Below are 20,557 nucleotides of genomic sequence, written 5' to 3' on the forward strand. Positions count from 1 at the left end.
ACAGGGGCTCTGTGCGTTACTGTGACGCACAGAGCCCCTTAGATTATGAGAGATTGATGTGATTATTCGTCGGTACCTGGCGTAGTGCTGCCGGTGCCGCCGTTCGTGCCTGCATCTTTGGTGGTGATGGTGACTGTAGATCCCTTATCCACCTGAGTGCCGGCAGCGGGATCGATGCTGACCACTACGGCAGAACTATCGGTCGGGCCGTTAGCAGCGGCCACCAAGCCCACAGCTTCCAGTTGCAGCTTGGCAGTAGCGTAATCGGTTCCTGCACTAATAGAAGGCACAGTGACCTTTTCTTTGCCGGTGGACACCCAGATCGTAATCGTTCTGCCCTGTTCGATATTCGAGCCAGCTACAGGATCGGTACGGGTAATGGAACCGGCATCTACCGTATCAGACGACTCTGTTTCCACAACAAAGTTGAACATGCTGCTGTACTGCGAAATAACCGCGTCCTTGGATTGACCCACCAGATTCGGCATGCTGGTCATACCAGAAGACACGTAAATCGTAATCGTAGTGCCCTTCGGCGTTGGCGAACCAGCTGCAGGATCGGTGCGGGTCACCATATCCTTCTCAATATCAGCACTGTCTTCAGTCTTCACCGTGGAGCTGACCTTGAAGCCAGCATCTTCAAGCTCGGTACGAGCCTCATCCTGGCTCATATTCTTCACGTCCGGCACTGGTACCGACTGCGGGCCAGCAGAGAACCAGACAGTCACCTTGGAACCCTTGGCCACCTTAGAACCAGCCTTCGGACTCATCTTGGTGCACGTGCCTGCAGCTTCAGTGGAGTCAGTATCCTGCTTCTCCACCATTTCCAGACCAAGCGCGTTGAGCTTAGCTTCCAAGCCGTCCTTCGACGTAGTAGCCGTGCAAGCTGGCACAGTCACCATTTCCACAGCGTTCTTCTGCGCATTGTTCATAGCGAACACCACGCCAACCACAATGGCAATAGCAGCGATAACACCAATAATCGAGCCGATAATAATCTGCTTCTTCTTTTTGGCTTTAGCTGCTGCAGCACGTTGTTCAGCACGCGTCTTCAAGGCGTTCTGCGCGGCCACATTCGGCGGCACCTGCTCGAACTGACCAGTTACCGGGTTGAACGCCTGAGTGGGCTGCTGTACCGCCACGGTAGGCTGTTCGCGCTCGGCCTCCTTGCGGGCCTTCACGTTGGAAAGATCCGTCAACGGGTTGAACGCAGCGGCCACAGGCACGCCACCGTTCATATAGGTCAAGATATCGTTCTTGAATTCGCCAGCGGTGGCGTAACGGTTCTGGCGATCCTTCGCCATAGCCTTGGCCACGATGGAATCCCACATCTTCGGCAAGCCGGGCACCACGGCACTCGGCGGCGTTGCCACTTCAGACACATGCTGGTAGGCGATGGCTACAGCAGAGTCACCAGTGAACGGCGGGCGGCCGGTCAGCATTTCATAGAGCACACAGCCTGCGGAATACAGGTCGGAGCGCATGTCTACGGTCTCACCACGCGCCTGCTCAGGGGAGAGGTACTGGGCAGTGCCCACCACGCCCTGCGACTGTGTCATCGTGGCGGCGGAATCATCCAGTGCGCGAGCGATACCAAAGTCCATGACCTTGACCACGCCCTGCTCGGAAATCATAATGTTGCCGGGCTTGATATCGCGGTGAATAATGCCCATGCGATGCGAATAATCAAGCGCGCTCAGCACGCCGAGCATCACCTGTTCGCAATCGCGCTGGCTCAACGCGCCATTCACCTTGATGATGTCACGCAGGGTCTGGCCCTTCACGTATTCCATCACGATATAGGGCAAGCGTTCAGTATCGCCGGCGTCCGTGGTAATGGTTTCTTCGCCCGAATCGTAGATGTTGACGATATTCGGGTTGTTCATCTGCGCGACGGAACGAGCTTCGCGGCGGAAACGTGCGAGGAAGATTTCGTCATTGGCGAGTTCCGCGCGCATAATCTTCACGGCCACGGTACGGCCCAAACGAGTATCGAGAGCGATACGGACCTCGGCCATGCCGCCGCGTCCGATGAGCTGGCCCAGCTGGTAACGGCCACCGGCCAGTGCGTTAGGCATGCTGCTCATTGCTTATTTCCTCCCAATCTTGAGACAGGAGTCTCCAAAACGATGCGTGGCGTGCTCATCACTCGGCGAGGCACACGCATTCCGGAAGTCACCATGGTCTGATCCGCCATTTCGGTCTGCTGATCGAGCAGACGGCGTTCAATACGGGCCAGCGTACGGGATACTACGAGCGCGTCTTTCGGACGGTCGAGCGGATCCTTAGCCAGCATGGACATTATGAATTCACGAAGCTGTACGTCTACTGAATCCGGCAGCGGCGGCACCGGATTGTTCACATGAGCGGCCGCAATATCCACAGGGGTTGCGCCAGTGAACGGGCGATGCCCAGACAATCCCTCATACGCCACCACACCCAGTGAATAAATATCAGATTGCGGTGTGGCCTGCTTGCCCTGAGCCTGCTCTGGGGAAATGTATTGCGCGGTTCCCACCACCATGCCATCTTGAGTAATCTGACCCTGACCGGTGGAATAGCTCACGCCGAAATCAGTGATCTTCACCTCGCCAGTGTCCGAAACCATAATGTTGGCAGGCTTGACATCGCGATGAATCACACCGTGAGAATGAGCGATAAACAAGCCGCGCGCAGTCTGAATAAGAATCGGCAGCAGTTCAGTCGGATCCATCGCACCCTTGTCATGGAACAAATCCGCCAATGATTTCGACGGAACATATTCCATAATGAGGAAGCCGATGCCATCATGCTCATAGTATTCAAACAATGCAGCGATATTCGGATGCGCAAGATTCGCGGAATTATGAGCTTCCGCACGAAGTCGACGCAACTTAGCTTCCGCATTCGTAGCGTCTGAGCGCAGCGCCTTAATAGCAACCGGGCGTCCGAGCTGAATGTCATAGCCCTTCCACACTTCGCCCATGCCGCCCTGAGCCAACCGCGAGTCGAGGCGGTAGCGACGATGAATAAGCTGTCCTTCAATCAGTTTCATTGTTGCAGTGCCTCCTGAATTATCGCGCGCATAATCGGGCCGGCTGCGAGCGAACCAAGCAGATCAGTGTTGTGCACCATCACAGCCACGGCGATTTGCGGATCATCCGCAGGCGCAAAACCGATGATCCAACCATCGATGCTGCTGTTATCCACACCGATTTGTGCAGTACCAGTTTTAGCCGCGATGGAGATGCCATCAATGGCCAATGATGGATTGGCTTCGGTGACCACGCTTTCCATCATCGTGGTGAGCTTATCAGCAGTATCCTTGCTGAACACTTTAGCCATGGTTTGCGGCTTGGTTTCGCTGATTACCGACAAATCCGAAGCTCGCACACGATCAACCAACGTGGGGCGCAGCAGCTTGCCATCGTTAGCGATAGCCTGAGCCACCATAGCCATCTGCAATGGCGTGGCCTTGGTATCGCCTTGGCCGATAGAGGCCAGAGCCAGTCGATCAGGCGTGGTGCCCGAGGGGAAGGTGGATGCCGTAGCCGTCATCGGAGTGCCGGTTGCAGTGGTGCCATCGATGGTAATCGTGCTGCCAAAGCCCAGAGACGTAGCCATATCGCTGATTTTCTCTTCGCCAAGCGCCACACCCAACTGTGCGAATGCAGTGTTGGACGAGTATGCGATAGCGTTCTGCAACGTGATCTTGCCGTCAGTGCCGTTGGCCTGCCATACTGCGTTCGGCAGCTGCGTATTGGTGCCCGGAAGCGTATAGCTTGAGCCTGCAGGAATCTCAGTATCGGTCTGGTATTGGCCGGTTTCCAACGCTGCGGATGCCACGATGGTCTTAAACGTGGACCCCGGCGGGTACAGCTGAGATGTGGCGCGATTAATCAGCGGGCTGTTCTCGCCTGCTGCCAAATCGTTGTACGCCTTGGCAGCAGCGGTGGCATCATGCGTGGCCAGCTGGTTCGGGTCATAGCTCGGCGTGCTCACCATCGCCAAAATACGGCCGGTTTTGACTTCCGAAACAACAGCTGCGCCATCGCGCGAGCTGAGCTGATCGTAAGCAACCTGCTGCAGTTTCGGGTCGATGGAGGTCTCGATAGATGCACCCTGGTTGGTGCTGCCGGTGAGCATGGCCTTGGCGCGCTGCCAAATCAAGGAATCAGCTTCACCGTTGAGCAGCATGCTTCGCGAAGCTTCCAGACCGCGATCGGCAGTTTGATTGATGGAGAAGAAGCCGGTGATCGGCGCATACAGCGGACCGTTGGAATATGTGCGCTGATATTTGAATGCATCATTGACCGGCTCGGATTGTGCCATAACCGTACCGTCTGAAGCCAAAATAGCACCACGGTAAGCGCCCAACTCGTGGTACAGGGAACGGGCGTTACGCGAATCACTGTTCAGTGAATTAGCGCGCACAGCCATGATGATTGATGAGGACAGCCCGAGCACCACAAACAGGCAGACTACAGCGGTGAACAGCTGACGCAGATACTTATTCATGCGCGCGCACCTCCATGTCTTGGACCGTGATGATTACTAGTGGAACGATAGCCATTCGCTGGCGGAATCGGTGGGACTTGCGGTACTTGCGGTACCTGAGGCATCTGTGGGGACTGGGTTTGCGCAGTCGGAGGAACAGGCGGCATCGTGCCAGTCGGCGCGGTGTATTCCTCGCCTGCAGTCGACTCTGGAGCGCGGCGAGTAGTATCCACAATCTCACCGGAAGGATCATCCAAGCCATATGCGTTGGCAGCCGTGGCCGAAGCCGTGCGCGGGCGAGCAATCGGCTCAGTGGCGCGAGCTCGTTCTTCAAGCTCCTTATCGCGCAACACAGCCAGCGCCTCGTATTGGAAAGATTCGGAAGTGAGCTCCGGCTCCGGCTGGTTAGCCGCATCGGAAATAACGATGAGCAGTGCGGCGAGAACATAATTGGCAATCAAGCTGGAACCGCCGGCTGCCATGTACGGCAGCGTCAAACCAGTCAACGGAATCACCAAAGTGACGCCGCCCACCACAGTGAACACCTGGAATGCCATAGTGAACACCAAGCCAGAAGCGAGCAGCTTGCCAAAACCATCCTTGATTTTCATCGCTGCAATAAAACCGGAGGCGATGAAAATCAAATACAGCATCAAAATGGCTAGCACACCAGCCAAACCAAGCTCTTCGCCCAAAGCCGTGTAAATGAAATCGGAATTAGCGAATGTAGTCAGCGCAGGGTGGCCTTGGCCCAAGCCAGTGCCTACCATACCGCCTGAAGCCAAGCCGAAAATACCGGTCACCAGCTGCCAGGAGCCGCCGTATTCCTTGTTGTACTGCTCGTTGCTGAACGGGTGCAGCCAAGCGTCAACACGCTGACCCACATGGCTGAACATGCTGGCTGCCAGTACAGCACCCACGGCGAATGCCAGCAGGCCAATCACAATCCAGCTTTTACGGCCGGTTGCCACATACAGCATTGCCACGAACATGGCGAAGAACATCAGCGACGTACCCAAATCGTGCTGCATAACGAGCACGCCCATCGAAGCCACCCATACTACGATGATCGGGCCCAAATCCTTGATACGCGGCAGCTGCAGGCCGAGCACTTTCTTACCGCCCACAGCCAGCTGATCACGATGATCGAACAGGTATGCGGCAAAGAAGAATGCGAGGAACAGCTTGGCGAATTCACCAGGCTGGAACTGGCCAAGACCGGGAATCTTTACCCAGATACGTGCGCCATTCACTTCCTGGCCGAGCACTGGAAGCATCGGGGAGAGCAGCAGTACTAAGCCGACCACCATAGACACGTAGGAGAAGCGGCGCAGTACGCGGTAATCCTTGAGGAACACGATGATCAGCGCGGACAATACCAGCGCGATGCACAGCCACATGAGCTGGCGTTGAGCCACGCGAGTATCCATGCTTTGATCAATGCGCGCAATCATCGTAATGCCAATGCCCGTGAGCAGTAGCACGCACGGCATAATCGACTGGCTGGCATACGGTTGGAAGCGTACGGCAAGCGCCCAAAGCACGAGATACAATGCCGCAGCCACACACAGCACAATGAGGTAGTTCGATGGTATTGAATTCGTGGTGCGCTCAAACATTTGAATGAAGGCAAGCGCACTGATGGCCATGGAGACAAGCAGCAGGCCAATCTGGCGTAAGCGGGTAGCGATCATTGATTGCCCCCTGTTGCGGCATCATTTGCCGCGCCAATGCTCGGCTGATCAGAAGATGAGCTTGAATCATTGGAATTATCAGAACTATTGCTATTGGAGTCCGTATTGGAATCAGTGCCAGAGCTTGAAGAGCTATTGGAAGACTCAGATTTCTTCGCGTTATCCTGCTCTTGCTGCTTCAGGAACTTATTCATTTCGGTACGAATAATAGACACGTGAGACTGAGCTTCGTCCAACGAATCAACTGCAATGCCCTGATTGATTTGGTCGCGCCAGGTTTGCGGCAGCTCAGACAGCGAAATAGTGGTGCTGCTGACCTCATGGGAAAGTTCCATGCCGAAAATGTTGGTGGGCACTCCCTGATAAATCGCCACCTTACCGTTGCTATTGCCAACGTAATAGCGCGTTTGGCTCCACAAATACGTGCCGCCACCCACGCCGAACAATGCGGCGATCACAATAACCACAGTGAAAATCAATGCGAGACGAACCCGGTGCTTCTTCACTCGGGTAGCCTTAGTCTGCTGTGCCTGCTCATTGCGGATAGCCTGAGCCACTACCGGATCGTTCGGGTCGGCAGAAATACGACCATCAGGGCGCTGCACTACTGGGATCTCACCAGTATCAGGGTTGGCACGTTCGCCGGATTCCTCACGTACGGAAGAGGGCTGTGCCACGCGGGCGCCAGACGGTTCCGCAGTGGTAGCGGCATTGGATTTTGCGTGCGCACTTGCTGGCTGCATGAGAGCAGCTGCGCGCTGAGCCGGGGAATTATCCACACGCAGAGCGGGAGCTGTAGCCACTGGTTCGTTGACAATATCGGCAATGGTTTCAAGACTATTGCCGGCAGCTCCGCCCACCAGCGGTGTCTGATGAGGCAAGTCAAAAGCATTAGCGTCCAAGGCAAGCGTGGCATCTGCAATCACTGCAGTGACATTATCTGTGCTGCCTGCGCGCAATGCCATCTGTACTAGGTTTTGGGCGCATTCGCCTTGATCGGAGAGCGTGGTCATCGTCTCTTCGATGGTGGAATCTTCCAGTACGCCACACAAGCCGTCAGAGCATAGCAGCCAACGGTCTGCGGGATGGGCGCGACGAATGGAGATATCCGGATGCGGGTCGATGTCGAAATCGCCCAGTACGCGCATCACCACGTTGCGCTGCGGATGATTCTTCGCTTCAGCGGGCGTAATGCGGCCGGTATCAATCAAGTGCTGCACATAGCTATGGTCGCTGGTGATGCGGCTGAGATGCCCGTCACGCAGCAGGTAGGCGCGGGAATCGCCAATATGAGCGATAACCCAGTACCCGGCAACCAAAGCCACAGCAGTGACCGTAGTGCCCATGCCGGCAAGCTTACGTTCGCGCTTCGCCTTACCCACGATGGCATCATGCGCGGCCATAACCGAGGTTTCCATCATGTGGGAGATGGCCTGCACATCGCCGCCAGTATCGTCCTGCTCGATATGAGCCAAGGAGCGGATGGCGATGGTGGATGCCGTGTCGCCGCCCGCATGACCGCCCATACCATCGCAGATGGCGATCAAATGCTCGCCGGCGAAGGATGAATCCTGATTATTCGCGCGCACTGTGCCTACATCAGACACAGTGGTGGAGTACAGGAACAACGGTTGTGAAGCGGCGGAATTAGGCATGCGGCTACCTCAGTTCGAAGGTTGTGGCGCCGATGCGCACAGGAATACGGGCAGGAAGAATCGTCGGGCGATTAATACGCTGTTGATTCACCACAGTGCCATTGGTGGAATGCAGATCTTCAATAGCCCACTGGCCAGAGGCTGCATCCAAATAGACACGAGCGTGGTGCGAGGAGACGAATTCATCGTCAAGTACCACAGTATTCGAGGTGGCGCGTCCCAAGGTGATTTCGGATTCGGCAAGCGGCACTGAACTGCCGGCCAGAGGGCCATCAATAATCACCAGCAACGTGGGCTGCTGAGTATGGCGGCCTGCCGCGGGTGCTGCGGAACTGCGTGCAGCCGGAGCGCGCGGGGCCTCGGACTTAACCTTGTGGGCTTCGCGCTCGCGGCGACGGCGAGAACGCGAAGGGCGCGGGCTAAACGTTTCGATGTCTTGACGCAACGAACGCACCGCAAGCCATATGAAAACCCACAGTAGGGCCAGAAAACCATACTTCAGCAGGGCGAAAGTCAATTCGGTCATAGGAAGGACCTTTGAGCGAGCGGGTGCCCGGGCTTACTCCTGTGCCTGTGCCGAAGCCCAGAACAGGATGCGCGTGCGGCCGATGGTAATGGTGTTGCCGTCGAGCAGCGTGGCAGCGGGTACCTGATGGCCCTCCACGTACGTGCCGTTGGTGGAACCAAGATCGCGCGCGATAACACCGTTGGGAGTGATGTCAATCTCAAGATGCTTACGAGAGATACCCGGATCGTCAATCACGATGTCGCAGCCGGAGCCACGGCCGATGACGGTCTTCTCCTTGGTAAGCAGGTACTGGTTGCCATTCACCTCGAGCACCGGGCTGTCTTCGGTCTGCGCGTCCGTGGTGACCGGCACGGCATTGCCCTGCACGGATTCGGACGTGAGGTTGAAATTACCCTTGGTGAGGTTCAGATCCTCTTCGAAGATCACCACTACTGGGCCAACAAATGCGTAATGCTGGCTCTTGGCGTACTCGGTGAGGTTATCTGCGAGCTCGTTGGCCAAAGTCTCGCTGCCCCATGCTTCGATACGGTCAAAGTCCGGGGTGCTGAGCTTAAAACGATATTCATTCGGGGCCACCGTGCGGTCGCGGCCCACCGGCATGGCTTCCGCGTCGATCTCGCGCTCCAGGGCGCTGGAGAGATCAACAGGCTGCAGGTCTTTGGAGCCAAACTTAGCGAAAACTCCGTTGACTGCACCCTCCACGCTTTTTTCAAAACGGTCGAGAACGCTCATAGTCCTCCCTTTCTAATCGTCACCTATCCTACGCGGCTATGGGAATATGGTGCAAAAAAGCGGCCAAATACCCAATTATGAGTGCAGAATTTCCAAAAATACAGGGCCGGAATGGGTGTGGCGCACCACTTGGTGTGGGTTGCGCGTGTTGCGCGGCGCATTTCAGGGAATGCGCTGCGCGGGCGCGCTGACTGGGCGGGCGCGTAGGTTGGAGGCATGAGTGAAAACGCGAATGCCGGGCGTAGCGAAGCTGCAGCAGCCCAGAACGAATCCCAGAACGAACAGAGTGAGTATGACGCAATCAAGTCCTTCCCCCGCCGCAAAGCGCGAACGCTGAGGTTCACCAGTGGCGCGCCGCGGTCGGCGCAGGTTGTCGGAGACGGTTCGGCAGCGCTGTTCCTGCGCTCTGATGGGCCGGAAGATTTGGTGACTGCTTTATGGCTGAGCTGGTTTGATGCAGCCGGCGAACATCATGAAACCAAGCTTGCCGATCCGCGTGAGCTCCTCGGTGCCACGGCGGATAGCGAGGATGTGCCCGCTGAGGAGCGTGCACGCCGCGAACGTGCGCGCGAAGGCGGCACCGGCATCGTGAGCTATTCAGTGGATGACGCCGGCCATCGTGTGGTCTTTACGATTAACGGCCGACTGTACTTGACTGAGATTGATTGGCAGGAGGCTTCTGACGCAACGTCCAAGGCTCCGGTGGCGCACACTCGCGAATTGGCCGGCGAATGGTTGGACGAGGATCCGGGTACGTATGCGCCGGTTTTGAATCCGCGTATCGCCCCTGATGGCTCCCATGTGTTGTACACCACGGGAACCTACTTGATGTTGGTGGATATTGCTGATTTCGCTGACTCGCTCCACCCGCTGACCGATCGCATCACCGCAGTCTATGGCGTGAGCGTGGAAGATGAGGACGGCAATCCGGCAGAGAATACGTGGAAGATTGGCTTGGCTGAATTCGTGGCCGGCGAGGAGATGAACCGGTACGACGGCTTCTGGTGGTCGCCTGATTCTCGTCACGTACTGTTCGAATCCTTCGACACTGTGGATGAGCCAACGTGGTACATCAGTGATCCGGCCGACCCCGAGCATGCTGCAGCTGGCCGCCGCTACCCACGCGCGCTGACCCGCAATGCCGATGTCTATTTGACTGTGATTTCACTGGTGTTCGACGAGAATAATCGGTATGCCGGCATTACCTCAAACGCTGATGTGGATTGGAACCGCGAAGCGTACGAATATGTGGCTGCAGTGAATTGGGCCAAGGGCCATGATCCACTGGTGCTGGTGCAAAATCGACGCCAAACCCGCGATCAGGTGCTCGAAGTGGCTGTGACTGCTGCTGAAGAGCCGGAACTGCTTGATGATGCAACGGTGGCTGAATGGAATATAGCCATCGCCAATAATGCTGAGGATGCCTTTGGCATGGTGGATGCGGCCGATATTCCGGATGTCTCAGGCTTGGGAAGTGCGCCTGCGTTTGGTGCCACTCGTGTGCTGGAAGAGCATACGAATCAACAGTGGATTGATTTGATTCCTGGCACTCCTGCATATACGCCGAATGGCCATATGGTGTGTGCACTCAACGATATGGAATCCGATACCAATCGCCTGACTATAGACGGCCACCCGTTCACGCTGGCTGGCTGGAATGTGCGCGAAGTGCTGCACGTGGATGATGCGGAAGTACTGGCCGTGGTGCAGCGCGAGCCTGATTTGGCTCCTGAAGTGCCATCGGTTTGGGCTGATCGTGGCGACGAGCATGATGCTCGCAGCTTCGATGTGGTGCTGTTCGATTACAGCAGCGAACATGGCGAGACTGATGGATGCCGCGTTGTGCCGATTACAACGCACCCCGGTGTGTGGACGGCATCTCAAGGTAAATGCGGCATGGTGATTACCGGCCGTGACATGGACCACGCCAAAGTCGAAATGACGCATATCGTATCTTCGGCTGGAACTGCCTCTATCGCCAATTACGCGGCCGAGCCTGGGTTCACGCCGAACGTGTATTTCACTCGCCTTGGCGAGCATCGTCTGTACACAGCCATCATTGCGCCGAGCTCGAGCAGCCCGTATGCTCACGCCGCGAACCTGCCTGTGTTGATGAAGCCGTATGGCGGCCCTGGATTCCAGCAGGTTGTGGATGCGCAATCCTTCTATTGGGAAGGCCAATGGTGGGCCGACCAGGGCTTCCTTGTGGTCACGGCGGATGGCCGCGGCACCACCGGTCGTGGCCCGGCATGGGATCGCGCCATTTTCGAGAACATGAAAGACATCACGCTCGCCGACCAAATCGAAGCCGTGAGCGCCTTGCCGGATGCGATTGTCAAGCTGAACGAATCACTGCCGGCGTCCGCATCGCCGATTCCGGCTCCAGACCTCGATAAAGTCTGCATGATTGGCTGGTCCTACGGTGGTTTCCTCTCTGCGCTCGCAGTGCTTGATGCTCCGAACGTGTTCAAGGCCGCATGCGCTGGCGCTCCGCCTACCGACTGGACGCTGTATGACACGCATTACACCGAACGCTACTTGGGTCTCGACCCTGAGGTGTATCGCCGTAACGGCATCATCCAGGACGCTCCCAAGCTTGAGCGTCCGCTGATGCTGATTCACGGTTTCGCTGACGACAATGTCACCATTGCTCACAGCCTCAGGCTGTCGCAAGCGTTGATGGCAGCCGGCCGTCCGCACACCTTCCTGCCGCTTACCGGCATCACTCACATGACCAACGACGAAACCGTAGCCGAAAACCTGCTCACCCTCCAGCGCGACTTCCTCAAAGAAGCACTGGGCTGAACCCACCCATGGCTCCCCTTGTCAGGGGAGCTGACAGCCGTAGGCTGGCTGAGGGGTAGTCATAAAACATTGTGAGGAGTATCTCCTCTGATGCTGTGAAGGTTTTAAGATAGTGACATGCAGCTGACAATGATCGACGAAAACAAGTACGCCGAAACCATGGAGCGTACGGTGATTCCGGCGCTTGAGCAATGCCGTGACGAAGGCTGGTTCGACCCTTCCGCCGCCGAGCGTGCGGCCGGCATCGAACCGCTTTCCGGCTTGACGGACACCGGCGGACGATCCGGTCAGCTGCATTACCTGTGTTATGACGCCGGCAAGTTCGACGCTATTCGTGAAGAAGGCGCCACCGCCACATTCCGCGGCGCAATCGTCATCAGTCACGGTTTCACCGAGTTCGCTGAAAAGTACGACGAACTGGTGTGGTACTTCCTTCTCGCCGGCTACTCAGTATGCGTGCTCGAACATCGCGGTCACGGCAAATCCGCGCGCGATGTTGAGAATCCTTGCATGGTGTGGATTGATGATTGGCACCGATATGTGGTCGATCTCGCCGCGTTCGCCGAAACCATCGGCCAGCAGTATGCAGCCGGTATGCCACTGAATCTGTTCTGCCATTCGATGGGCGGAGGCATTGGTGCCGCAGTGCTTGAGCAGTATCCGACGCTGTTCGATAAGGCTGTACTGTCCGCTCCAATGATTGCGCCTGCCACCGGTATGCCGCTGAACGTGGCTCGCGTACTCGTGGGCACATTGTGCGCCCTGGGATTCAGCAAGAAACGCGTGTTTGGCCAGAGTGATTTCACGCCCGAATTCTCTATGAAAGGCAATGAAGGCGCATCTGAAGCGCGCGAACGCTGGTACTTCAAGTTGCGTTGCGAAAACCCCGAATACCAGACCTATTGTGCTGCATTTGAGTGGGTGCGCCAGGCGCTGAAACTCAATCATGCGATTCTTAAGCCAGCTGCATGCGCGGAAGTGGAGACGCCGATTCTGCTCTTCCAATCCGGCCATGATATTTGGGTACTGAACAAGCCACAGAATCGTTTCATTCAGCTGGTCAAAGACGGCGGTGGCGAGGCTAATCTGGTGCGCTTCCCTGAATCACGCCACGAGATTTTCTCAATGCCGAACAGCACGTACAAGCCATATTTGGAGAAGATTCTAAGCTTCTACGACGATCCTATGATTGCCAGCGCCGCTTACTGATTCTTGCCGACTACGTAGCCGGGTGTAGTTCTTCATCGAGAGTTCACTTTGCGGTCATCTTGAGGTCGAACCCCCTTTATGCGAGGGGAGAACAATGGAATTATGGGCATTGTCTCTTCTCTTCGTCGCCGTGCCGCAGCGGTCGCGGCACTGGTATGCGCTGGCGCACTTGCACTGACCGGTTGCTCGGTAAGCTCCGGCCAGAATTCAGACGGTTCGGACGCCGCGAACGTCAACACGCAAACATTCAAGCCGTCCGGCAATAAGCAGCCGACCGCGACGCTGAACATCGCATCCGGCTCGGAAAATAAGGAAGTGGCCACTGCCATTCAAAAGGCCGCCGATGAATCCAATGTGGCCATCACCATGCACTACATGGGTTCGCTTGAAATCATGAACGCGCTCAAGGATGGTGGCCAGGATTATGACGCCGTCTGGCCCGCCTCCTCAATGTGGATTTCAATGGGCGACACCAAGCACATCGTTAAAGACGCCACCAGCACATCCACTACACCGATTGTGTTCGGCATCGCCAAATCCAAGGCAATCAAGCTCGGTTGGGCAGACGATTCCGGCGCAACCAAATCAGTTTCCACAGCAGACATTCTCAAAGCAGTCAGCGATGGCGACCTCAAATTCTCAATGACTTCTGCCACCCAATCAAACTCAGGCGCTTCCGCTTACCTAGCTTTTATGACCGCATTGCGCGGCGGCGACCAACCGTTAAGCGAAGAGGACCTGAATAACACGGAGCTCAAGGATTCCGTAGCCAAACTGCTCTCCGGCGTGGACCGTTCCTCCGGTTCTTCGGACTGGCTCAAAGACATGGTGGTAGCCAATCCCGACCGATTTGATTCGATGGTCAACTACGAATCCCTGGTCATCCAGGCCGACAAGGCACTGAAAAAGGCCGGTCACGATCCGCTGGTGGCCATCTATCCATCCGATGGCATCGCTGTCTCCGATTCGCCACTCGGTTACGTGGACCGCGGACAAAAACTCAAGGATGCGTTCGACTCCTTCGCCAAAGCTTTAAGCTCGCGCGACGCCAAAATCGAATTCGAACGAGCCGGCCGCCGCACAGGCCTCGGCGGCACCCTGAACTACGCCACCGATTTACAGGTACAGCGGTCCTTCCGCGCCGACTGGGGTATCAACACGGACGCCTCGATGCTGAAGACCATCCCGCTGCCATCCGCATCCGTTATCAACAGTGCGCTGAACGTATACCAGACTGCTTTGCGCAAGCCCAGCTGGACTGTATGGGTGGTTGACTACTCCGGTTCGATGTCTGGAGAAGGTAAGGATGGTGTAGTCAAAGGTCTGAACGCAGCGCTTAATCCGACCCAAGCCAAGGCCTCCTACATCGAGCCTGCGGACGGTGACGTGAACATACTGATTCCGTTTGAATCCGAAGCTCATGACCCGATTAAGGCCACCGGTACGAACACCGGCAAGTTGCTGAATGATGCGAAAGTTACCGAAGCGAGCGGTGGTACCGATATTTACGCAGGCCTCGAGGCTGCGTTGGAGCAGCTACCCAGCGAATCGGAAGCCTCGCAATACACCACGGCCATCGTGCTTATGACCGACGGCCGCTCCATGACCGACAATCAGAAAGCATTCGAATCCGATTACAAGAGCGACGGCCGCGATGTACCAGTGTTCTCCATCATGTTTGGCGACGCTGATTCCAGTCAGCTGAAGGCGCTCGCAACCTTAAGCAACGCCAAGGTATTCGACGGTCGCTCCGGTGACCTCGCCTCCGTGTTCCGCCAGGTCAAGGGGTTCAACTGATGCTTCAAGTGATTTGTGGATTCGTGGCCGGGCTGGCGCTCGCCGGATTCGGCTTTTGGCTGGCCGGCGGTGGCGTAGTCGGTACCGGTGTGGCCGTAGTGCTGGCCGCACTCGGCTACGTGGCTGCTTCCACACTGACCGAGCCCGAGCGGCGAATCGGTCGGGCACTGGCCTCCGCGCTGCCGAACGGGCAGAAAGCGGCCGACGCCATCGATGCGGCCAACACTCGGTTGCGTGCCATTGCTGCATTGACTTCGCAGGTGCGCGATTCGGCTGTGCGCGCGGAATCCAATGACTTTATCGTGGCCACGCGCGATTTGGTGAACTATGTAACCCGCGATACGTCCGCCTACCAAACGCTGCGCCACTACATCACCGTATACGGCGAGCAGACCGAGCAATTACTGCGCTCTTATGTAGACGTGGAAAGTTCCGGAGCGCATGATCAAATCGCCAAAGCGCGCACGGAAACCATCGAGGCATTGCAGGTGTTGGAACAGACTGCAGCCGGTGAGCTGAGCCGCGCAGTCAGTGCCAAAACCTTGGGTATTGCCGCTGATTCCGATGCCATTCAGCGCTTGGCTCGAATGGATGGGTATGACATGCAGCAGCCGGCAGGAGGGCGGCAGGAGCAGGAATGAAACTATCGAAATCAAAAATCATCGGACTTATCGCTCTGCTCGCAGTAGTTGCGATAATCTGCGGTACTTTGGTGTGGCGCCAATCGCAGCCGGAGCCCGCTGCTCCCGTGGAACAAATCGATGTCAACGGATACTTGGGCGGCGAGAAAATCGGACTGTTTGATGACGCCAAATTCAAAGCGCTCGCTGCCGAGCAGGGACTGAACGTCGACTACCGTAAGGCCGGCTCACTGGCCATGATGGACGCCGATACCAAAGGCATGGATTATCTGTTCCCATCGTCGCGCGCGGCCGTGGAATACGGCAAAGCCCAAGGTGTAAAGGCCACGCAAAGTGACATTGTGTTCAACTCGCCGATTGTGCTGTACACGCACAAAACCGTGGCTGAAGGGCTGATAGCAGGTGGGCTTATTACCAAGGACGATTCCGGCGTCTATCACATGGACATGGCCAAAGCAGTGGATGCGATGGTCAACAACAAGACATGGGTGGACGTGGGATACGCGAATGGTTACGGACAGTTCCGCATTGACTCCACCGACCCAGTGCAGTCGAATTCAGGCAACGAATATGCGGCACTGATCGCCACCGTGCTGAACGATGGCCAGCCAGCCACCGTGGATTCCGTGACTCGTGACGGCGATAAAGTTCGCGCGATTTTCGCCAAATCAGGTTGGATGGAAACCTCCTCGGAAGACGCATTTAACCAATTCCTGACGCTCGGCGTGGGCTCCAAGCCGATGATGGTGGGATACGAATCACAGCTGTTGGATTTGTCGGTCAACCAGCCGGACGCGTTCAAGCAAATCAAGGATGACGTGGTGATTGTGTACCCCACGCCGACCGTGTGGAGCACGCACACGCTTATGGCTTTGGACGATAAAGGTACCAAGCTGCTCAGCCTGCTGAAAAGCTCCAAAGTGCAGAAACTGGCATGGGAGCGTCACGGTTTCCGTGCGGCCAACTTTGCGGGCACCGACTCCATCAAGCGCTTCGGCGTGCCCGGCACGTTGGAACAAATCCCTGCCGTTTCCGAACTGCCCAACAATGACGCCATGCAAAAACTTATCTCCACGTTGAAGGGCGTGGATCTGCAGCAATAACCCCCTAGTGGCTCCCCTCCCTGAGGGGAGCTGTCGGCGAAGCCGACTGAGGGGAGCACAATCACCAATAGTCGTACGAAAGGAACCAAAATGACCACGCAAATCACCCTCGCAGACCTAGCCAAAGGCAATACCGCAGCAGTCACCAACCCTGCGCTCGGCTTGAACGGCACCGGCGCAGCGAACGGCGCTCTGGTACCCACTGCCGCCGAAGCACAGGCTGCCGCAGCGCTGACCCCAGACCAGCAGATCGCCAAACTGCCCGAAGCCGACCAGCAGTCGGTCCAGCAACTCGCCTCGCAGATTGACTTCACACGCGAAGGCATCGAATCGTCCTACGGCAAAGACGCACAGCGCGCCACCTCAACCTTCGCCGACGAAATCCTTTCCGAAACCCGCTCCAAAGATACGGGCGAGGCCGGCGAGCTGCTCAACACCATGCTCGTCACCATCGATGAGGCCGAGCTCGGTGGCTTCCGCAAGATTCCGATTCTGGGGCAGGTGGCTGTTTCCATCGACAAGCTGCGCCGCCGGTACCAGAAGGTCGATGCGCAGATCGACGAAATCATTGTGAAGCTGGAAGCGGCACAGTCGCGTCTGGTGGCGGACATTTCCATGTACGACACGATGTACACCCAGAACGCGCAGCAGTATCGCGAACTGAAAATCACCGTGCTGGCAGGCAAGAAGGCGCTCGCCGACTTCCGCGCGACCCAGTTGCCGGCATTGGAGGCCGAGGCGCAGAAAAGCGGCGATCCGATGCAGGCGCAGCTGCTCAAGGACTTCAAGTCCAAGCTTGACCGCTTCGAGAAGCGACTCGATGATCTGGACCGTATTTCCGTGGTGACGTTGCAAACCGCGCCGCAGATCAAAATCATCCAGAACGCCGACCAGACGATTGTGGACAAAATCGACACCACGATTTCCACCACGATTCCGGTGTGGAAGAGCCAGATGGTGATCGCGCTGGGCCTGTCCAATCAGCGCAAGGCGTTGGACCTGCAGAATAAGGCCGATGACGTGACCAACAAGCTGCTGCAGAAGAACGCGGCCGCCTTGCACAAGGGTGCGGTGGACGCGGAGAAGGCCAATCAGCGCTCCGTGGTGGAGATTGAGACGCTGGAGAAGATCAACTCCGAGCTCATCGCCACCCTGAAGGAAACCGTGCAGATTCAGCGCGAAGGCAAGGCCAACCGCGAGGCCGCGCAGGTCAAGATGCGTCAGATCGAATCTGACCTGAAGAACGCGCTGATTGAGAACGCTCAGCAGATGTGAGTGTGAGTGCTTGCTCCGCGGCGTGTGTTGTGCGGTGTGCAGTTTGCGGCATCGTGCATAACGCTGTGCGCATAGCCCATTGGCCGGCTGTGCCAGAAGACTGACGGTTTTCGATTAAAGACTGTAGGGTTTCGATCATTGACTGTAGGGTTTCCGACGAAAAACGTCGGTTTCCCTACAGTCTTTGTTGGAAACCCTACAGTCTTTGTTGGAAATCCTGCAGTGATTCAGGCTTCTCTCGTGCAATCTGACGATTTCACTGTGGGTAAAACTCCGGAATGATTGCCGCCCTTGGGAATTGGGTGAAGTGAAGGTCAAAGGTTGAGAGCCCGGGAGGGTTCCGGAACCTGCCACGATAACCACTGTGAGCCCCGCATAGGGTCCACGGCTGGTAGCCAAACAGGTTCTCTCCTAGTTGAGGAGTACCGATTATGGCAATGTTTCCGGCTTTGATGAATGACACGATGTTCTCTGATCTGTTCGACGATCCGTTCTTTGAGGGTTGGCGCAACATGGACAACCAGGTGGCTGCGGCCATGCCGGCGAACATGATGAACACGGATGTGCGCGAGACCGCCAATGGCTACGACGTTGATATCGATATGCCTGGCTTCAAGAAGGACGATATCAAGCTCGAGCTCAACAACGGTTATCTGACCGTGTCCGCATCTCGCACCAGCGAGCATGAGGACAAGGCCCCTGAAGCTGCAAACGGCGAGAATGCTCAGGCTTCCGACTCGAAGTGCGCATGCGCTTCCGATGAAGGTCGTTGGCTGCGTCGCGAACGCTACATGGGCTCTTGCTCTCGTAGCTTCTACGTTGGCGACGACGTGAAGGAATCCGATATTCACGCCAGCTACAACAACGGCACGCTGTGCATCCAGGTTCCGAAGATGCAGGCTCAGCCGCAAGTCGAGTCCAAGCACCAGATTGCGATTGAAGGCTGATTTAGTCTCGATTGCTGTTGGACTTCGTTCTGAAGCTCAGCTGTGAAGCATATGGTTCGGTGGCATTGCCTGCCGAACCAGCCTTCTGAACGAGAAGGCAATCTACTGAAGTTGCAGAACGTGAGTTCTCGATTGCGAATATCATCGCAAAAATATGTTCCCTGCGCTGCCCGTTCTACGTTTTCTACGCCGACTAGTCAGCGGGCGGCGGGAAACATAGCCAACAAAATGCCGAGTGAGGCAATATCTCACCCGGCATTTTTTGTTGCCGCCAGCGTTGCAAACGGGTCGAGATTGTACATAGTCGACAGGTAGAGTAGCCCAAGGAATATGCGGGGATAGAAGGGGTTGCCGTGGCGGAGAATAAGCTAGCTGGCGGGCATGTGGTATCTTCAGGCGCCACGGTCGTTGGACTCATGGCCATCGTGTTGTGGAGCTTCATGGCCGGTACCGTGCGCATCGTCTCCGAAGGCTTTGGCGCCACGCTCGGTTCGGCGTTGATTTACACGTTCGGTGGCATTCTGCTGCTGATTTTCCGCCGTCCGGCTCCGCTCAAGGAATTCCCGCGCAAATATCTCATCGGTGGCGGACTGCTCTTCGTGTTTTACGAGTCTTCGATTTCGCTGTCGCTCGGTTTGGCGTCGACGGATGCGTCCTCGGTGGAAGTGAGCTTGGTCAATTACCTCTGGCCGACCATGATGGTGCTGCTCGCGGCCGGGGTCTCGCATCGTAAGCATGAAGTGGCCAAAGTATTGCCGGGGGCGATTGTGGCTACTGCCGGCGTGGTTCTGGCAGTTGGCGGTAATTCGGGGCTTGACTGGCATGCCGCAGCTGCGCATATCGCCAGCAATCCACTGCCGTATGTGCTGGCCTTCTTGGGCGCATTCGCCTGGTCGATTTATGCAGTATTCACACCGGCTTGGTCAAAAGGTGTGGACGGTACATCCGTGTTCTTCCCATGCGTGGCCGTGGCGTTGTGGATTATTCATTTCGCATCCGGCCAAGGGTGGCCGGCCCAAATGCCGAGCCTGAAGTCGTGGCTGTTTGTGGTAATCACCGCCGTGGTAATTGCAGGCGGCTATGCCTGCTGGGGCTACGGTATTCTGCACGGTTCGATGGAACGTCTGGCCATCGCATCCTATGCCACGCCGGTGCTTTCTACTGGTGCGAGTGCTGCGTTGCTTGGTTTGGCGCTATCTGTTCCCTTCTGGTTCGGCGCGTTGCTTGTAGCGGCTGGCTCAGTGCTGAACTATTTGGTCAGTGCTCGCAAATAATGCGTTAGTTTGGCTGCCGAATCTGACCACGCATGCCTGAGGTTAGTTGGCTCCCCTCTTTGAGCGAATCTGACTGAGGGGAGCTATAAAAAGCTACTTTTCCCGGCGCTCGGATGGCCTGCGAATCGGATCCAACAGTGTATCCGGATTAGAGATGCCGAGCATACTGCGGCCGCCGGTCGATTCAGGATGACGGGCCAGAATAGCCAGCGAAATCGCACCCGGAATCAGAATGATCACCGCAATAGCGGCCAATCCCCAGCTCACAAAGAAGCCAAGCCCTAGTGCAATAAGAGCTACAACAACCACCGTGCCGATAATGGTTGCGCGCGCCTGCTTTGGCCCAGCAGCCTTCGTCCATGAAGCTTTTGGCTGTTGCTGTTCCTGAGATTTTTGAGTCATATTACCTAGCATATGCCC

Annotated in this window: 15 protein-coding genes and 1 pseudogene; 8 read left to right on the forward strand and 8 right to left on the reverse strand. The window is 56.6% G+C overall.

Annotation, left to right across the window (positions count from 1 at the left end):
- Window positions 1–62 precede the first annotated feature (62 nt).
- From pknB to AC1AY0_RS08935, 7 genes are read right to left on the reverse strand one after another with little or no spacing between them, the layout of a single operon-like run.
- Window positions 63–2,087, reverse strand: a complete 2,025-nt coding sequence (gene pknB / locus AC1AY0_RS08905) for a Stk1 family PASTA domain-containing Ser/Thr kinase (protein WP_476503417.1) — start codon at window positions 2,085–2,087, stop codon at window positions 63–65.
- On the reverse strand, window positions 2,084–3,034 hold the full coding sequence (locus AC1AY0_RS08910; RefSeq protein WP_033891442.1) for a serine/threonine-protein kinase: 951 nt from the start codon (window positions 3,032–3,034) through the stop codon (window positions 2,084–2,086). The genes pknB and AC1AY0_RS08910 overlap by 4 nt, the downstream gene beginning before the upstream one ends.
- The gene (locus tag AC1AY0_RS08915) at window positions 3,031–4,497 is read right to left on the reverse strand and encodes a peptidoglycan D,D-transpeptidase FtsI family protein (RefSeq protein WP_033891441.1); all 1,467 of its coding nucleotides are present in this window, start codon (window positions 4,495–4,497) and stop codon (window positions 3,031–3,033) included. Before AC1AY0_RS08915 ends, AC1AY0_RS08910 begins: the two co-directional genes overlap by 4 nt.
- Window positions 4,494–6,170: an FtsW/RodA/SpoVE family cell cycle protein gene (locus AC1AY0_RS08920; RefSeq protein ID WP_476526258.1), complete on the reverse strand. Its 1,677-nt coding sequence runs from the start codon at window positions 6,168–6,170 to the stop codon at window positions 4,494–4,496. Before AC1AY0_RS08920 ends, AC1AY0_RS08915 begins: the two co-directional genes overlap by 4 nt.
- The gene (locus AC1AY0_RS08925; protein ID WP_476526260.1) at window positions 6,167–7,825 is read right to left on the reverse strand and encodes a PP2C family protein-serine/threonine phosphatase; all 1,659 of its coding nucleotides are present in this window, start codon (window positions 7,823–7,825) and stop codon (window positions 6,167–6,169) included. The genes AC1AY0_RS08920 and AC1AY0_RS08925 overlap by 4 nt, the downstream gene beginning before the upstream one ends.
- 4 nt (window positions 7,826–7,829) lie before the next feature.
- Window positions 7,830–8,351, reverse strand: coding sequence for an FHA domain-containing protein FhaB/FipA (locus AC1AY0_RS08930; RefSeq protein ID WP_476523061.1), 522 nt, complete (start codon window positions 8,349–8,351; stop codon window positions 7,830–7,832).
- A gap of 33 nt (window positions 8,352–8,384) precedes the next feature.
- Window positions 8,385–9,086, reverse strand: a complete 702-nt coding sequence (locus AC1AY0_RS08935; RefSeq protein WP_044089509.1) for an FhaA domain-containing protein — start codon at window positions 9,084–9,086, stop codon at window positions 8,385–8,387.
- A 216-nt stretch (window positions 9,087–9,302) separates the two neighbouring features.
- Here AC1AY0_RS08935 and AC1AY0_RS08940 point away from each other — a divergent pair, with 216 nt between their 5' ends.
- From AC1AY0_RS08940 to yddG, 8 genes and pseudogenes are all read left to right on the forward strand, one after another.
- Window positions 9,303–11,891, forward strand: a complete 2,589-nt coding sequence (locus AC1AY0_RS08940; RefSeq protein WP_476526261.1) for a prolyl oligopeptidase family serine peptidase — start codon at window positions 9,303–9,305, stop codon at window positions 11,889–11,891.
- 117 nt (window positions 11,892–12,008) lie between these two features.
- A complete protein-coding gene (locus AC1AY0_RS08945) occupies window positions 12,009–13,100 on the forward strand; it encodes an alpha/beta fold hydrolase (RefSeq protein WP_476523059.1) in 1,092 nt (363 codons plus the stop codon).
- A 1,194-nt stretch (window positions 13,101–14,294) separates the two neighbouring features.
- Window positions 14,295–14,897: pseudogene (locus tag AC1AY0_RS08950) on the forward strand (VWA domain-containing protein); the annotation flags it as partial.
- Window positions 14,897–15,538: a 5-bromo-4-chloroindolyl phosphate hydrolysis family protein gene (locus tag AC1AY0_RS08955; protein ID WP_476523058.1), complete on the forward strand. Its 642-nt coding sequence runs from the start codon at window positions 14,897–14,899 to the stop codon at window positions 15,536–15,538. The pseudogene AC1AY0_RS08950 and the gene AC1AY0_RS08955, both read left to right, overlap by 1 nt.
- Window positions 15,535–16,641 (forward strand): hypothetical protein, encoded by a 1,107-nt coding sequence (locus tag AC1AY0_RS08960; RefSeq protein WP_476523057.1) that lies wholly within the window; start codon window positions 15,535–15,537, stop codon window positions 16,639–16,641. The genes AC1AY0_RS08955 and AC1AY0_RS08960 overlap by 4 nt, the downstream gene beginning before the upstream one ends.
- A gap of 90 nt (window positions 16,642–16,731) precedes the next feature.
- Window positions 16,732–17,916 carry a toxic anion resistance protein gene (locus AC1AY0_RS08965; RefSeq protein WP_476523056.1) on the forward strand — a complete coding sequence of 395 codons (1,185 nt, stop codon included), beginning with the start codon at window positions 16,732–16,734 and terminating at the stop codon, window positions 17,914–17,916.
- 431 nt (window positions 17,917–18,347) lie between these two features.
- The gene (locus AC1AY0_RS08970) at window positions 18,348–18,863 is read left to right on the forward strand and encodes an Hsp20/alpha crystallin family protein (RefSeq protein WP_476523055.1); all 516 of its coding nucleotides are present in this window, start codon (window positions 18,348–18,350) and stop codon (window positions 18,861–18,863) included.
- A 353-nt stretch (window positions 18,864–19,216) separates the two neighbouring features.
- Window positions 19,217–20,137: an aromatic amino acid DMT transporter YddG gene (yddG, locus tag AC1AY0_RS08975; protein WP_476523054.1), complete on the forward strand. Its 921-nt coding sequence runs from the start codon at window positions 19,217–19,219 to the stop codon at window positions 20,135–20,137.
- A gap of 93 nt (window positions 20,138–20,230) precedes the next feature.
- Here the strand turns inward: yddG and AC1AY0_RS08980 are convergent, their stop codons facing one another.
- Window positions 20,231–20,539, reverse strand: coding sequence for a hypothetical protein (locus AC1AY0_RS08980; RefSeq protein WP_476523053.1), 309 nt, complete (start codon window positions 20,537–20,539; stop codon window positions 20,231–20,233).
- Window positions 20,540–20,557: the final 18 nt, after the last annotated feature.

This window comes from Bifidobacterium sp. LH_416 (assembly GCF_056357055.1).